Below are 13872 nucleotides of genomic sequence, written 5' to 3' on the forward strand. Positions count from 1 at the left end.
CTGCCGGGTGGCCGGATTTCCTCATCTACGCTCGGGAACGGTTCCTACGCCACCGGAGGTGGGTACGCTGTCGGTGTCTTTCCACGACCAATCGGCCACATTCGAGCGAACCTGGACCAGTACCAGGCGACATATTCTCGATGTGATCGAGAATGGCAAGTATTCGCACGGCCGCAAGGTGGCCGAGCTCGAAGCCGCGTTGGTGGCGTACACGGGCGCGAAGTTCGTCATCGGGGTGAACAGCGGAACGGACGCGCTCGTCCTCCTGCTACGGGCGGCGGGTCTGGAGTCCGGTGAGGAAGTGGTCGTCCCGGCCTTCTCGTTCGGCGCGACGGCGACCTCGGTCGTGCTCGCGGGCGGCACCTCGGTCTTCGCCGACATCGAGCCGGACGGCTACGGGATCGACCCGGCCGCGGTGGCCGACGCCGCGGGGGAGCGCACCCGGTTCGTCATGCCGACGCATCTGTTCTCGCAGCTCGCGGACATCGACGGGGTCCTCGACGTCGCGCGCCGCCTCGGGCTCACGGTGGTCGAGGACAGCGCGGAGGCCATCGGCATGCGGCACCGCGGCGCCCACGCGGGCCTGTTCGGCGCCGGTGGTGTGCTGTCCTTCTTCCCGACGAAGACGCTGGGCGCGCTCGGTGACGCGGGCGCGGTCCTCACCGACGACCCGCGGATCGCGGGGACCGTCGACGCGCTCCGCCACCACGGCCGGTTCGGTGCCACGATCGCCGACTTCCCCGCGATCTCGACGGCGACCGGGCTGCCCGGCGTGAACAGCAAGATGGACGACATCCAGGCTGCCGTCCTCCTCTCGAAGCTCACCGGGCTCGACGACGACATCACCCGGCGCGCGGAACTGGCTTCCCGGTACACCGAGGCGCTCTCGGACGTCGCCGGGGTGCGCAAGCTGCCGGTGGCGCGGCCGGACAGCGTGTTCTACGTGTACGTGGTCGAGGTGGACTCGCGGGACGACCTGGCGGCGCATCTGGCGGCGAAAGGCGTGCAGACCGAGGTGTACTACCCGACACCGCTTCATCTGCAACCCTGCTTCGCCGGACTGGGTTACCGGAAGGGTGAATTCCCGAACGCCGAGAATGCCTGCCGTCACACTCTCGCGTTACCGCTGTATCCGGATATGCCGACCGTCGATTGCGAGCGGGTCTGCTACTCGATCCGCGATTTCTTTCAGGGGCGGCGCGGATGACGCTGCCGTTCTTCCCGACGGATCTCTTCGACGACGACCGCGAAGAACTTCTGGACATCGTCAGGATGGTCGGTCTCGCGCCGGAACAGAAATTCATTCTCGGAGTGCATACGGCCCGATTCGAGCAGGTCATCCGTGATTCGGTCGGTGCCGCGGACGCGATTGCCTGCGGAAGTGGAACCTCCGCGCTGATGCTGGTGCTGCGCGCGATGGACGTCGGCGCCGGGGACGAGGTGATCGTGCCCGCCTTCGGTTGCGCACCGCTCGCGGCCGCGCCCGCGCTGCTCGGCGCGACGCCGGTGTTCGCCGACATCGACCCGTGGACCATGGTCGTCGACCCCGCCGAGGTCGCCCACCTGATCACCCCGCGCACCAAGGTGATCATGCCGGCGCACATGTTCTCGGTCATGGCGGACATGCCCGCGTTGCGCCGGATCGCCACCGACGCGGGCGTGCGGCTGCTGGAGGATTCCGCCGTCGCGCAGGGAGGGACGCTCGCGGGCACTCCGGCCGGGCGGTGGGGCGACGCGGGGGTGTACTCGTTCGTGCAGGTCAAGACGTTCGGCATGCCGGGCGAGGGTGGAATGGTCGTCACAGACGACCGTGAGCTCGGTTCGGTGGTGCGGATGCTGCGCAACCACGGCCAGGACGGCAAGACCCGGTTCCGGTATCACCGTGTCGGGTACAACAGCCGGTTCGACGAGATCATGGCGGCGTTCCAGCTGTACCGGTTCCCGACCCTGTCCCAGCGGCTCGAACGCCGGGCGCGGATCGGCGAGTACTACACCGGACGCTTCGCCGAACTGGCCGGTTGCGGCGTGCTCGCGCCGCCTCCAGCCCGCGACGGCCGGTGTTACTACGTCTATTCGCTGCTGAGCGAGCGCCGGGACGAACTCCGGGATCACTTGGCGGCGCAAGGGATCGGCTCGCACGTGTACTACCCGGCGCCGTTGCCGCGGCAGCCCGCTTTCGCCCGCTACACCCGGCCGGGTGACACCTGGCCCGCGGCGGAATCGGCCGCGCGGCGCACGCTGGCCATCCCGATCTACCCGCATCTGACCGACGAGCAGGTGGAACGCATCGCGGACGCGGTGTGCCGATTCGCGAAGGAGTCGTGATGCAGCAGGTAACCCGGACCCCCGCGCCGAGTGAGGTCGCCGACGAGTGGCGCAGACGCGCGGAGCGGCCCGGGCTGGCCCGGGTCATGCGTGCCTCCCAGCCCGCCGAACTCGCGGCCGAAACGACCGCGCGCACCATCCGGCTCGTCACCGGCCTGCTGCGTTCACTCGGCGGGGTGGGGGCCGCGCTGGAGATCGGGTGCGGGATGGGCAGGCTCACCCCGGCGATCGCGGCGCAGGCCCGCACGGTGACGGCGATCGACATGACTCCGCGCATGCTCGCGCTGGCCAGGGAGAACTGCGCCCATCTGTCCACTGTGGACTTCGTGCGGACGACCGTCCAGCGGCTTCCCTGGCAGGACAGGCGATTCGACGCCGCCGTCTGCGTGTGGGTGCTGATGCACGTCCTGGACGACGACGAGATCGCCGAAGCGTGCCGGGCGATCGCCGCGGCGGCCCGGCATCTCGTCCTGGTGGAGTACGAGGAGGCCGACATCCCGGTCGGCAGGTTCTCGAGGTTGCGGACCGTGGAGGAGTACTTGGCCCTTCTTCCCGGCGCCCACCTGCTCGAACGGCGTGAGCTGCATTATGGCGGCGACCGGTCGTTCGCCGCGCTGATCGCGCTGGACGACCCGCGATGACCACCCTTGCCGTCACCCGGGGCAAAGCGTACTTCCGGCTCGCGAAGCTCGACATCGTCGACTACTACCTCGGTGTGGCCGTGGTGTGGACGCTGCTCGCGCCGGCGTCGAGGTTCGACGCGAGTGTCCTGGCGTCGGTCGGGGTGTTCCTGCTCGGCGAGGTGTTCGTGATCGCGGCGATGGTCGCGCTGGACGACCTCACCGGTTACCGCGACGGCAGCGACATCACGAACTACTCGCCCGACGACCTCCGGCGCAAGCGGTACCGCAAGCCACTGGTAGCGGGAACGCTGAACGAGGACCAGGTGTTGCGGTTCGCGTGGGCGACCGGCGTCGTCGGTGCGGCACTGTGGCTCGCGGCCATCGCGATCGCTCCCCACCGTCCTGTGTGGACCGTCGTGCTCGTTGTCGTCACTTACGTCTTCTCGTTGCAGTACTCCTGGGGCGTAAAGCTCAGCTACCACGGCTTCCAGGAGTTCTTCATCGCGGCGCTCGGCTGGGCGCTGGTGCTGGCGCCGTACGGTCTCGCCTCCGGTGAGTTCACCGGATTCACCCTCGCCCAGGCGTTGCTGTTCGGGCTGGGGCCGCTGCTGTTCGGCGTCTACTCCAACACCAACGACGTCGACGGCGACCGGCGGGTCGGCAGGCCGACGGTCGCGGCCCTGACCTCCCCGCGGGGCAACATGTTCTTCGTGATCGCCGTTTCGGCGGCCGAGTTCGCGCTGATCCTCGCCGTACCCGCGCTCGGCGGCCCGTGGTGGTTCCCGTTCGCGCTGTCGCCCACGATCGTGGCGCGGATCCGGCAGGTGTGGCTCGGGTTCGCGCGGGACGACATCCTGCGGGCGCGAATGCTCGGCATCCGGATCCACCGGCTCACCGTGCTGACGCTGGTCGTGGTGAACCTGGTGGTGATCACGTGACCGACGTCGACGTGGCGGTGGTCGGCGCGGGCGTCGCCGGACTCACCACCGCGTACCGGCTCGGCCGGTCGGGGCGGGAAGCGCGGGTCTTCGAAGCGGCCGACGTGGTCGGCGGCCGGATGACGACGCTGCGCGAGGACGGCTACCTGATCGACACCTGTGCCGAGCAGATGGCCGAGCGGGGTTACGAGGCGACCTGGCGGCTGCTGGCGGAACTGGGCGTCGACGACGCCGCGGCGCCCCGGATCGGCCGTGGCATCGCGATGTGGCGGGGCCGGGCACGGTCCGGCGTCGCGCAGCCGCGAGGACTGCTCACCGGAGCGGGGCTGTCCCTCCGGGCGCGGCTGGACGCGGCGCGTGTGATCCGGGGGAGCTTCGACACCGAACGTCCGGAGGCGTCCCGGCTGGGCGAGGCCACGGTCGCGGAGTTCGCCGCGCCGCATCATCCGGACCTGCTGGACTACCTGCTGCAGCCGGTGGTCTCCGGCTTCTTCGGCTGGGATCCGGCGCGTTCGGCGGCCGCGCCCTTGCTCGCCCTGCTGACCGCGGTGGGCCCGCCGCCGACCTGGCGGGCGTACCGCGACGGCATGGACACCCTCGCCCGCGCTCTCGCCGCGAAAACCGACGTCAGCACGGGGTTCCGTGTCGATCAGGTCGTCGATGACGGTTCCCCGGCGCGGATCCTCAGCGGCACGCGCGAGATCACGGCGCGCGCGGTCGTGCTGGCCGTGCCCGCCCCGGTGGCCGCGCGGCTTCGCCCGCGGCACGGCTCGGACTTCCTCGACGCCTGCTCGTTCACCCCGGTCGTCAAGGCGCATCTGCTGCTCGATCGTCCGCTCGGTGGTCCCGACTACGCCTTGGTCGTGCCGACCGCGGAGAACGGCACGGTGTCCACGGTCATCTTCGACCATCTGAAACACCCCGGTCGCGCGCCGGAAGGCCGTGGACTGGTCACGCTCATGGCCCATCCGGCCGTGGTGCCGGATCTGCTCGACGCCTCCGACGAGGACGTGGCGAGCCGGTTGGCCGGTGCCGCCGAGCCTCTCGTTCCCGGCCTGAATGCGGCGACCCACCGCTCGATCGTCCGGCGGGTGCGGCACGCGGCGCCCGAAGCGACGCCTCGGGCGCTCGCCCTGCGAGCCTCGTTCGAGGCGGGTCTCGGCCGTGGCGTCGTCGACTACGCGGGTGACTGGGTGTTCCTGAGCCCGTGCAGCGAGGCGGCCGTCCGCTCCGGTATCCGGGCCGCTCGACGGCTCGCCACTCGCCCGGCGGAGGAAAGGGCCCGATGAAACCGCACGACATGGGCACGCTGTTCGACGAGTGCGCGCACACCCGGACGAGGGTCCACCTCGACCGGCCGTTCGACATCGCGCCGATGCACGGCACCGACTACACGGTCGCCGACCTCGCCGGGCTGGTGCGGGACGCCGCGGGGTGGCTTTCCGAAGCCGGTGTGGGGCCGGGGGACCGGGTGGCCATCGTCAAGCGCAACCACTGGGACTACGACCTGCTCGCCTGCGCCGCGGTGCGGATCGGGGCGGTCCCGGCGAAGCTGTCCGGCCTGCTGCCGGACGACACGGTGGAACTCCTGCTGAAACGCCTCGGCCCCGCGGTGCTCGTCACCGATCGCCCGGCGCCCGGCGCGGACCGGGTCCTGCGGATCGAGGAGTTCGCCGCCGCGTCGCCGCCCGCGCCGCACCGAAGGCACGACGACGAACCGCTGCTCATCTGCCACACCTCGGGGACGACCGGAACACCGAAACTGGTCGTCCACACGACGCGGACGATCATCGACCGGCTGGCGCGGCCGGAGTCGGTCCGCTGGCCCGTCCTCGGTCTCCGGCGTGACGACGTGCTGGGCAACGCCAGCGCGTACGCGCACGGCCGCACCTTCTGCTGGACGGCGTCGGCGCTGTGCCTCGCGCCACGGGAGATCGTGATCCTGAGCGATTCCTCTTCGGCGGCAAGGGTGTTCGGCCGTCGTCGGCCGACCGTCATCGAGGCACTCCCGTCGGCGTACGTGCGCTGGCGGCCGCTCGCGGGCACACCGGAGAACCCGTTCCGCCGGGTGCGGAGGTTCGTCAGCACCTACGACGCCGTGCATCCTCCGGTGATCAGGACGATGCTCCACGCGACTCGTCGAAAGCGTCCACTGTGGATGCAGGGCTGGGGTCAATCGGAGACGGGACCGCTCTCGTTCCGGTTCTTCACCAGACGTTCCGCGCATACGACCCGCGATCTCGGCAGGCCGATGCCGGGCCTCGCCCGGCTCCGGGTCGTCGACCCGGAGACCGCCGAACCGGTGCCGCGGGGCACCGCCGGGCTGGTGCTCGCCCGCACTCGCGCCCGATGCGTGGCGTACGTGGGTGAACAGGACCGGTGGGCGGCCAAGGCCCACGGCCCGTGGTGGAACACCGGAGACCTCGGCGTGGTGAGCCGGACCGGCGCGGTGACCCTGCTGGATCGTGAGGTCGACAGCGTTCCCGGGATGAGCTGTCTCGCCGTGGAGGACCAGATCGAGGACCGCCTCCCGGCCATCGCCGAATGCGTGCTGCTTTCCGCGGCGGGACAGGCGCCGATCCCGGTCGTCGTGACCGACACCGGCCTCGATCCGGCGCGCTGGCGGGCCGCGGTACTCGACCTGCCGCCGCTGGGGGAGCCGGTGGTGCTCCCGTGGGACGAGGTCCCGAGAACAGGAACCGGGAAAGTGCGGCGACTGGAACTGCTGGCGCGGCTGACCGGGACGGCCGAAACGCATGGATCGGGAAGGTGGACGTGAGAACGGCTTACGTGTTCGACAACGACAATGGACATGCCATCGAACAGCATCGCTGTCTTTCCGAGGCGTACGACCCGGTCACGTTCGCACGGCTCGCGGAGACCGGCGTCGGAGACGGCTGGTCCTGTCTGGAGGTCGGCGCGGGTGGCAGCGGCGTCGCACAGTGGCTCGCCGCCAGGGTGGCGCCGACCGGGTCGGTGCTGGCGACCGACATCAAGACCGGGCACCTCGCCTCCGGGCAGGGATTGACCGTGCTTCGGCACGACATCGTCCGGGATCCGTTGCCCCGTCGCGAATTCGACCTCATCCACGCCAGGCTGGTGTTGCAGCATCTGCCCGAGCGGGAGGCCGTGCTCCGCAAGCTGGCGCGTGCCCTCGAACCGGGCGGCTGGATGCAGATCGACGAGTTCGACATCTCCTACGGCCCGGTGCTGCTCGCCCCCGACGCGCGATCGGCGGAACTCTACGAGAAGTTCCTGGCGGCCAAGGAGAAGACGTTCACCATGGCGGGCGGGGACGGCACGTGGGGCCGCCGTGCCGCCGCGTCGATGGCCGCCGCGGGCCTGGTCGACGTCGATCCGGTGCCCGTGCTCTTCCCGTGGCGGGCGGGCTCACCCGGACTGAGGTTGCTCATCCACCACACCCATCACCTGCGGGACAAGCTGATCGCCGCCGGCCTGACCGACGACGAGCTCGCCGAGGTGCGCGCGGTCATGGCGGATCCGGGGTTCCGCGCGTCGTCGTGCGTCGTGTACTCCGTGCACGGCAGGCGCGCCGGATGAGCACCGCACTCGACACGGTGACCGTGGCGGGCCCCGTCGACCTGCCGCTGGCCGGTGAGCTCGACGTGCAAGCCGCCTGCGGGATCATGCACGTACACGGCCGGAGGTCCGGCGGGCCGGCCCGGCTGGGGCTCGACTACGCGTCCATCCTCGCGGCCGAACTCGCCGAACTGGGCGCCGTCGCGCTGAAGCTCGCCCACGGCCGGGGCATCCCGCTGCGCGGCGTGTCCACTTCACTGGCGCAGGCGGCTTTGCTGGCGATCTCGCAGTATCTCGCGGCGGCGACGACCGACGACGATCACCAGGAGCCGCTGATTCCCGGCGGGCCGCCCTTCCGTTCGGCCGATGGGGTCTTCTTCGAGATCGAGACCCTCGATCCGGCGGTGTGGCAGCGGTTCTGGCCGGGGCTCGGGGTCGACGAGCGAACGACTTCCCGTAGCTGGCTGCCGTTCATGCAGCGCTTCGCCACCGCGACCTGCCCCTTGCCGCCGCGGCTGACGGAAACTCTTGCCGCCCGGCCGATCGCCGACATCGAGGACGCCGCCGTCCTGTCCGGCATGACGCTGGTGCGAGTGGCGGACCGCCCGATCGAGATCTCACCCGCGTTCGTCGTGCGCGGCGAGGGCCGCGGGTACCAGCCGGTCCCGCCGGTGGAGCCACTTCCGTTGTCCGGTTTGCTCGTACTCGAATCCTGCCGCCGGGTCCAGGGTCCGTTGGCAGGGCACCTGCTCCGGCTGCTCGGCGCGACCGTGCTGAGGATCGAACCACCGGGCGGCGATCCGCTGCGGTGGGTCCCGCCGATCGCCGGGCGGACGTCGGCAAGGTTCCGCGCGCTCAACGACGGCAAGGAAGTCGTCGAGATCGACCTGAGCACCCCGGAAGGCGGGAACCACCTGCTCGAACTCGCCGTCGGCGCCGACGTGTTCCTGCACAACTGGGCGCCGGGCAAGGCCGGGCAATGGTCGCTGCGCGCCCTCGATCTGGCGCGCGCCCGGCCGGGGATCCTGTACGCCCACGCGTCGGGATGGGGTGCCGAACTGGGCCCGGAACCCCCGGTGGGCACGGATTTCGTCGTGCAGGCCCACGCGGGGGTCCCTTCGTCGCTGATGACGATCGTCGACGTGTTCGGCGGGGTCGTCTGCGCACACGGGATCGTGACGGGACTGGCCCGTGGCGCCACCCGCGTCGACTCGTCGCTCCTGTCCGCGGCGGGCAGGCTCAACGCGGGCGCCCGGCGGTCCTGCGACCGCCCGTTGACCGTTCCGGTGTGCGACGATCTCGCCGCCCTCGCCGCGGATCCCCGCTTTTCCCGCGCGCTGATCCACGCCGACTGCGTACTCGTCGGATCGCCGTGGGAATTCAGGTCATGACCTGGCTGTCGGCGACCGGGGTGATCCTGCGTGACCTCGTGCCCGCCCGGCTGCGCCGCGAATGGGTCCGATGTGGACACTGCCCGGACCGCGAGCTGTACTCGTTGTTCCGTGACCGGGTTCGCGAGCATCCGCTTCGTACGGCGGTGATCGACGACGAGGGCGCGCTCGACTACACGACGCTGGACGCCGCGGTGCGGAAACTGGCGGCCCGGCTTTCGGTCGCCGGATGCGGTTCGACGGACATCGTCGCGGTGCGGGAACCCGACGGACGTGACGCGGTGATCGCCGAACTGGCCGTCCTCGCCCTCGGCGCCGTGGTCTTGCCGCTGCGCTCCGGCTCGGACAGCCTCCTCGACCGCGCGGGTGTCCGCTTCGTCATCGAGAACGGACGAGTGGAGGGCTCCTCGGATCCGCGCCGCGCGGCTCACCTCCGTCCGCACCCGGACGCTCCGGCCAGGATCCTGGTGTCGTCCGGCTCGGAGTCGGAACCGAAGATGGTCGCCTACTCGCACAACGCTTTCGCCGGCGGCCGGGCCAACTATCTCCGTGCCGTCCATGGCGGCACCACGGCGCCTCGAGACCTGGTCCTCGTCTCGCTGACCTCGGGATTCGGCTCGTTCGGAGTACCGGTGACGCTGTGCCGCGCCGGGGGCACACTGGTCTTGACACGCCGGTTCGAGGCGGGAGCGGCGCTCCGGCTGATCACCGAGCACCGTCCGACGCAGGTGTTCGCCGTACCCGCGATGTGGCGGCGCATGGCCGAGCACCCGCTGGACACAGTGGACACGTCCGGACTCGTGTCCATCGTGTCGAGCGGTGACACTCTGCCGCCTTCGACACGCGACGCCTGCCGTCGGCGGTTCGGCGTCCGGATGATCGACATCTACGGCTCGTCCGATGGCGTCAACTGCCATACGACGGAGCCGGAGAACGGTGTCGGCGTCCCGGATCCCGCCGTCTGCGAGATTCGCCTCGTCGACGGCGAGATCTGCGCACGAGGTCCCATGGCACCGTTGTGCTACGTCGCCGCGCCGGAACTGGACGCCGCGAACCGGCTCGACGGGGGCTGGGTGCGGACGGGTGACAACGGCCGGTTCGACGACCAGGGCAGGCTCCACGTCACCGGCAGGCGCAAACGCGTGGTGATCCGCGGCGGGTACACGATCAGCCCGGCCGAGGTCGAGCTCGCGATCGGGGACCATCCCGCGATCAGCGAGGTCGCCTGCGTCCCGGTACCGGACACCGGCCTGGGAGAACGGCTCTGCGCCTGCGTGACCATCCGTGACGGACACTCGCCGACGTTGGCCGAGCTCACGGCGTTCCTCACCGCCGGAGGCCTCGCCGTCCGCAAACTGCCGGAACTCCTGCTCACCTTTCCCGAACTCCCGCTGGGCCGGACCGGCAAGGTCTGCCATCGCACGCTCGCCGGCCTCGCGGCCCGCCGCTGCCCGTCATGATTCGCCTGCCCGCTCCCGGGTACTCGAAGATCGACAACGGAACCGACGAGACAGGAGCTGCCGTGCACAGCTCGTGAGTGGCGTTTCGGGTTCTGGTGCCTCGGTGGAGCCGATGGTGGTGAGAGGGAGGAATCCGGACGTTCAGTGTCCGGAATCCTCCCCTCTCGAGGTGTCGACCGGATGGCGTGGCCTTGATCAAGCTCCGAGACCGGCACGCCCGCTCGACGATGTGGGAATCGGGACACTCAACGTCCCGATTCCCACATCGTCAACACAGGGAACCCTCGCACTGGTCAGATGGTCGAGCGATCCGAGCGTGGAGGATCAGGGACGCTCACCGTCCCGACAGTTCTTCGCGCGACCGCACGGTCAGGGCCGGTATCCGCGCTTTCCGGTGTACACGGCCTAACCCGGTACGACCAGGCCGGATTCGTAGGCGAGCACCACGAGTTGCGCGCGGTCGCGGGCGTGGAGTTTGGTCATGGCGCGATTGACGTGGGTTTTCGCGGTCAACGGGCTGATCACCATCCGGTCGGCGATCTCGTCGTTGGACAGGCCTTGCGCGACCAGGGCGACGGCTTCGCGTTCCCGGTTCGTCAGTTCCTTCAGTCCCTTTCCGGTGCCGGTGTGGGGCGGCCGGGTGACGTACCGGTCGATCAGCTTGCGGGTGATCGACGGCGCGAGCAGGGCGTCGCCGCGCGCGGCGACGCGTACGGCGTGAAGGAAGTCCTCGGGCTCGATGTCCTTGACGAGGAAGCCCGCCGCGCCCGCGCGAAGGGCGTTGAAGACGTACTCGTCCAGGCCGTAGTTGGTCAGGATGACGACGTGCACACCGGACAGAGCCGGGTCGGCGGCGATGCGCCGGGTCGCTTCGATGCCGTCGACGACGGGCATCTGGATATCGATGAGCGCGATGTCGGGAAGGTGTTCCTTGGCGAGTGCCACGCCTTCGCGGCCGTCGGCGGCTTCGGCCACGACCTCGATGTCGTCCTCGACGTCGAGCAGCGCGCGGAACCCGCTGCGCAGGAGCGGCTGGTCGTCGACCAACAGGACGGTGATCACTGCGCCTCCTCGGGGAAAAGTACGTCGGCGCGGATCACGACGTCCGCTCCACGGGGAGTTCGGCCTGGACGGAGAAGCCGCCCGCGGTTCGCGGTCCGGCGTGGAGCCTGCCGCCGAGAGCGGTGACCCGTTCACGCATCCCCAGCAGTCCGACACCGGGGATCGGCTCGGTGTCCGGGGTGGCCTTGCCGTCGTCGTCGACCTGGATGGCGACGGCACCCGGACGGTGATCGATCCGGACCGACGCGGTCGTGGCCCCGGCGTGCCGGGCGATGTTCGTCAAGGACTCCTGGACGATCCGGTACGCGGTGCGGTCCACCGCCGCGGGCAGGTCGTGCCGTTGCCCCTCGACGGTGAGCGTCGCGTCCAGACCGGTCGCCTGTGCCCGTTCCACCAGATCGGCGATCCGGTCGAGCCCGTGCGGAGGATTCGTCTCATCGTCACGCAGGGCTTCCAGGGTCGCCCGCAGTTCCCGGGTCGCTTCCCGGCCCGCCTCCCGGATCGCCAGCAACGATTCCGGCACCGGCTCACCCCGTTTGGCCGCGAGGTGGACGGCGACTTCGGCCTGCACCTTGATGACGGAGATCTGGTGGGTGAGGGAATCGTGCAGTTCCCGCGCGATGTGCAGCCGCTCCTCGTCGGCCCGGCGCCGTGCGGCCTCCTCCCGGGTGCGCTCGGCCTCGTCGGCCCGGCGTTCCGCCTGTCGCAGCGCCTCGCCCGCCGCGCCGGCGGCGATCAGCCAGGCCAGTTGGAGAGCGTCCCGGCTTTGAGTGAGTGCGTCACTCACGGCGGTGGCGTTGCCGGACACCAGGATCACCAGCGGCAACGCGCCGACCATGAGCAGCGACCCGGCCACGGCGACGATCCAGTGACCGGCCCGGACAGCGGCGTAGACGGCGACCAGATAGGCGACGACGGGCACGGTGAAACCGAAGGCCTGGTATCCCAGCGCGCACACGCCGGTCACGGCCAGCACCATGAGCGGAGCCCTGCGGTGCGCGGCGAGCGCCAGGCCACCGGCTGCCAGCAGCACGTAGCCCAGCGGGTCGAGACTCACGGAGGATCCGGACAGGGCCGTGATCAGCAGAACCGCCGTCACCCCGGCGGCGATCGCCCAGTCCCAGATCCCGATCCGGCCCCTGCTCATGCGTGCACACTAGCCAGCCGTCCGGCCGCGCGACTCCTCCGCGGGGACGATCCGCCGACTACCGCGCACGCGGTAGTTCCGGAGCTCCTACGGCGTCGGCGGCAGTCCGGATTGTCTGCGTCCACTGGACGACCGGAGGCAGGCAGACGGACACGATCGAGAGGCATCCAGTCATCGAGCGAAGGAGTGCCCCATGTCGGTCCACCAACTACTGGCCGCGAACGAAGCCACCGGCGCCTACCTGACCGCCGGCCGTCTCTGGTCGCTGGTGGCCGTGCTCGCCGGCGTGATCGGAGTGATCGCCGGCGGGCTCGCTCGCTTCCGTTCCGGCGGCACCCGGCGCGGAGCCGTCGTGGCCCTGACGGCGGGCCTGCTCGGTATGGCGGGCGGCGGTTTCGTGGTGGTCGCCGCCAAGGGTGGCCCCGGCACCGGCTACGGAATCGTCGGCGGCTTCATCGCACTGGCGATCGGACTGCTCGCCGCGGCCCTCGGCGTCTTCACCCTCAAACAGGCTGGGCAGGGGCAAGGCGAAGTCGCATAACCGCTGGTCAAGTGGGCGGTCGGTGCGGAGGCGAGCTTGTCACGGTGGGGTCGTGAGTGGCGATTCGGGTTAGAACCCGAATCGCCACTCACGACCCCGAATCATCAAGAGCGACACCGACCAACAGCTGTGCGACTTCGCCGGGACCCTCACACAGGCTGGGCGTCCGCCGGTCGCTCGCTCAAACCACGGGTGGTGACGACGCGCGCGCTGCCGTCGGCCAGGTGGTAGGACAGTCCGACGACAGCGGTTTCCCCGGCGTCGATCTTGTCTGCGAGCAGCCGCGAACGGTCGACCAGGAGGTCGACGGTGTGCCGGATGTGCTCGTCGATGATCTCGTCGTCGCCGGTGAGCCCGGCGGCGCGGGCGGCGAGGACGCTCGGGGTGACCCGTTCGATGACGTCGCGGACGAAGCCGTTGGTGCCGAGTCCTTCGGTCAGCGCCGCGCGAGTCGCGGCGACGGCGCCACAGGAGTCATGGCCGAGCACGACGACCAGGGGACAGTCGAGGATGCTGACGGCGTATTCGATGCTGCCCAGCACCTCCGAACCGGCGACGTGCCCGGCGGTGCGGACGACGAACAGATCGCCGAGCCCGCGGTCGAAGATGATCTCGGCGGCGAGCCGCGAGTCGGAACAGCCGAAGAGGACAGCGAACGGACGCTGTCCCGGGGCTGTTTCGGCGCGGCGGGTGGCGTCCTGGTTCGGGTGCTCCGGGGTGCCGGCGATGAAACGCCGGTTACCGGCGAGCAGCAGGTCGAAGGCCTCGGAAGGGCTCGGCGGCGCGTCGCTCATGAAACGGAGATTACCGGCTGTCGCCAAGACCGGCTGAGCGTGTGGTCCGGC

At 70.3% G+C, this 13872-nt stretch carries 13 protein-coding genes; 10 read left to right on the forward strand and 3 right to left on the reverse strand.

The window, feature by feature from the left end:
- Positions 1 to 142: 142 nt before the first annotated feature.
- The 9 genes from DL991_RS37890 to DL991_RS37930 are packed head-to-tail and all read left to right on the forward strand — an operon-like array spanning position 143 to position 10277.
- Positions 143 to 1207 (forward strand): DegT/DnrJ/EryC1/StrS aminotransferase family protein, encoded by a 1065-nt coding sequence (locus DL991_RS37890; protein ID WP_233599238.1) that lies wholly within the window; start codon positions 143 to 145, stop codon positions 1205 to 1207.
- Positions 1204 to 2325 carry a DegT/DnrJ/EryC1/StrS aminotransferase family protein gene (locus DL991_RS37895; RefSeq protein WP_125789153.1) on the forward strand — a complete coding sequence of 374 codons (1122 nt, stop codon included), beginning with the start codon at positions 1204 to 1206 and terminating at the stop codon, positions 2323 to 2325. The genes DL991_RS37890 and DL991_RS37895 overlap by 4 nt, the downstream gene beginning before the upstream one ends.
- Positions 2325 to 2966, forward strand: coding sequence for a class I SAM-dependent methyltransferase (locus DL991_RS37900; RefSeq protein WP_125789154.1), 642 nt, complete (start codon positions 2325 to 2327; stop codon positions 2964 to 2966). Before DL991_RS37895 ends, DL991_RS37900 begins: the two co-directional genes overlap by 1 nt.
- On the forward strand, positions 2963 to 3886 hold the full coding sequence (locus DL991_RS37905; RefSeq protein WP_125789155.1) for a UbiA family prenyltransferase: 924 nt from the start codon (positions 2963 to 2965) through the stop codon (positions 3884 to 3886). Before DL991_RS37900 ends, DL991_RS37905 begins: the two co-directional genes overlap by 4 nt.
- Complete coding sequence (locus DL991_RS37910) at positions 3883 to 5175, forward strand: NAD(P)/FAD-dependent oxidoreductase (protein ID WP_125789156.1); 1293 nt, start codon at positions 3883 to 3885, stop codon at positions 5173 to 5175. The genes DL991_RS37905 and DL991_RS37910 overlap by 4 nt, the downstream gene beginning before the upstream one ends.
- Positions 5172 to 6665, forward strand: a complete 1494-nt coding sequence (locus DL991_RS37915) for a class I adenylate-forming enzyme family protein (RefSeq protein ID WP_233599240.1) — start codon at positions 5172 to 5174, stop codon at positions 6663 to 6665. The genes DL991_RS37910 and DL991_RS37915 overlap by 4 nt, the downstream gene beginning before the upstream one ends.
- Positions 6656 to 7447: a class I SAM-dependent methyltransferase gene (locus DL991_RS37920; protein WP_125789157.1), complete on the forward strand. Its 792-nt coding sequence runs from the start codon at positions 6656 to 6658 to the stop codon at positions 7445 to 7447. The genes DL991_RS37915 and DL991_RS37920 overlap by 10 nt, the downstream gene beginning before the upstream one ends.
- Positions 7444 to 8817, forward strand: a complete 1374-nt coding sequence (locus DL991_RS37925; protein WP_125789158.1) for a CoA transferase — start codon at positions 7444 to 7446, stop codon at positions 8815 to 8817. The genes DL991_RS37920 and DL991_RS37925 overlap by 4 nt, the downstream gene beginning before the upstream one ends.
- On the forward strand, positions 8814 to 10277 hold the full coding sequence (locus DL991_RS37930; RefSeq protein WP_125789159.1) for a class I adenylate-forming enzyme family protein: 1464 nt from the start codon (positions 8814 to 8816) through the stop codon (positions 10275 to 10277). The genes DL991_RS37925 and DL991_RS37930 overlap by 4 nt, the downstream gene beginning before the upstream one ends.
- Positions 10278 to 10682: 405 nt before the next feature.
- Here the strand turns inward: DL991_RS37930 and DL991_RS37935 are convergent, their stop codons facing one another.
- Positions 10683 to 11339 (reverse strand): response regulator transcription factor, encoded by a 657-nt coding sequence (locus DL991_RS37935; protein WP_125789160.1) that lies wholly within the window; start codon positions 11337 to 11339, stop codon positions 10683 to 10685.
- 34 nt (positions 11340 to 11373) lie between these two features.
- The gene (locus DL991_RS37940) at positions 11374 to 12486 is read right to left on the reverse strand and encodes a sensor histidine kinase (protein WP_125789161.1); all 1113 of its coding nucleotides are present in this window, start codon (positions 12484 to 12486) and stop codon (positions 11374 to 11376) included.
- A gap of 193 nt (positions 12487 to 12679) precedes the next feature.
- Between DL991_RS37940 and DL991_RS37945 the strand changes: the two genes are divergently transcribed.
- Entirely contained in the window at positions 12680 to 13027 is a 348-nt protein-coding gene (locus DL991_RS37945; protein WP_125789162.1) for a DUF6223 family protein, read from the forward strand.
- 149 nt (positions 13028 to 13176) lie between these two features.
- Here DL991_RS37945 and DL991_RS37950 read toward each other — a convergent pair whose 3' ends face one another.
- A complete protein-coding gene (locus tag DL991_RS37950) occupies positions 13177 to 13821 on the reverse strand; it encodes a carbonic anhydrase (RefSeq protein ID WP_125789163.1) in 645 nt (214 codons plus the stop codon).
- Positions 13822 to 13872: the final 51 nt, after the last annotated feature.

Origin of the sequence: Amycolatopsis sp. WAC 01375 (assembly GCF_003947325.1) — a bacterium.
Classification (GTDB): domain Bacteria; phylum Actinomycetota; class Actinomycetes; order Mycobacteriales; family Pseudonocardiaceae; genus Amycolatopsis.

Coding starts and splice junctions, on each gene's coding strand:
- DL991_RS37945 (WP_125789162.1), top strand. CDS start 12,680: ATGTCGGTCCACCAACTACTGGCCGCGAACGAAGCCACCGGCGCCTAC.
- DL991_RS37915 (WP_233599240.1), top strand. CDS start 5,172: ATGAAACCGCACGACATGGGCACGCTGTTCGACGAGTGCGCGCACACC.
- DL991_RS37940 (WP_125789161.1), bottom strand. CDS start 12,486: ATGAGCAGGGGCCGGATCGGGATCTGGGACTGGGCGATCGCCGCCGGG.
- DL991_RS37930 (WP_125789159.1), top strand. CDS start 8,814: ATGACCTGGCTGTCGGCGACCGGGGTGATCCTGCGTGACCTCGTGCCC.
- DL991_RS37950 (WP_125789163.1), bottom strand. CDS start 13,821: ATGAGCGACGCGCCGCCGAGCCCTTCCGAGGCCTTCGACCTGCTGCTC.
- DL991_RS37895 (WP_125789153.1), top strand. CDS start 1,204: ATGACGCTGCCGTTCTTCCCGACGGATCTCTTCGACGACGACCGCGAA.
- DL991_RS37925 (WP_125789158.1), top strand. CDS start 7,444: ATGAGCACCGCACTCGACACGGTGACCGTGGCGGGCCCCGTCGACCTG.
- DL991_RS37900 (WP_125789154.1), top strand. CDS start 2,325: ATGCAGCAGGTAACCCGGACCCCCGCGCCGAGTGAGGTCGCCGACGAG.
- DL991_RS37905 (WP_125789155.1), top strand. CDS start 2,963: ATGACCACCCTTGCCGTCACCCGGGGCAAAGCGTACTTCCGGCTCGCG.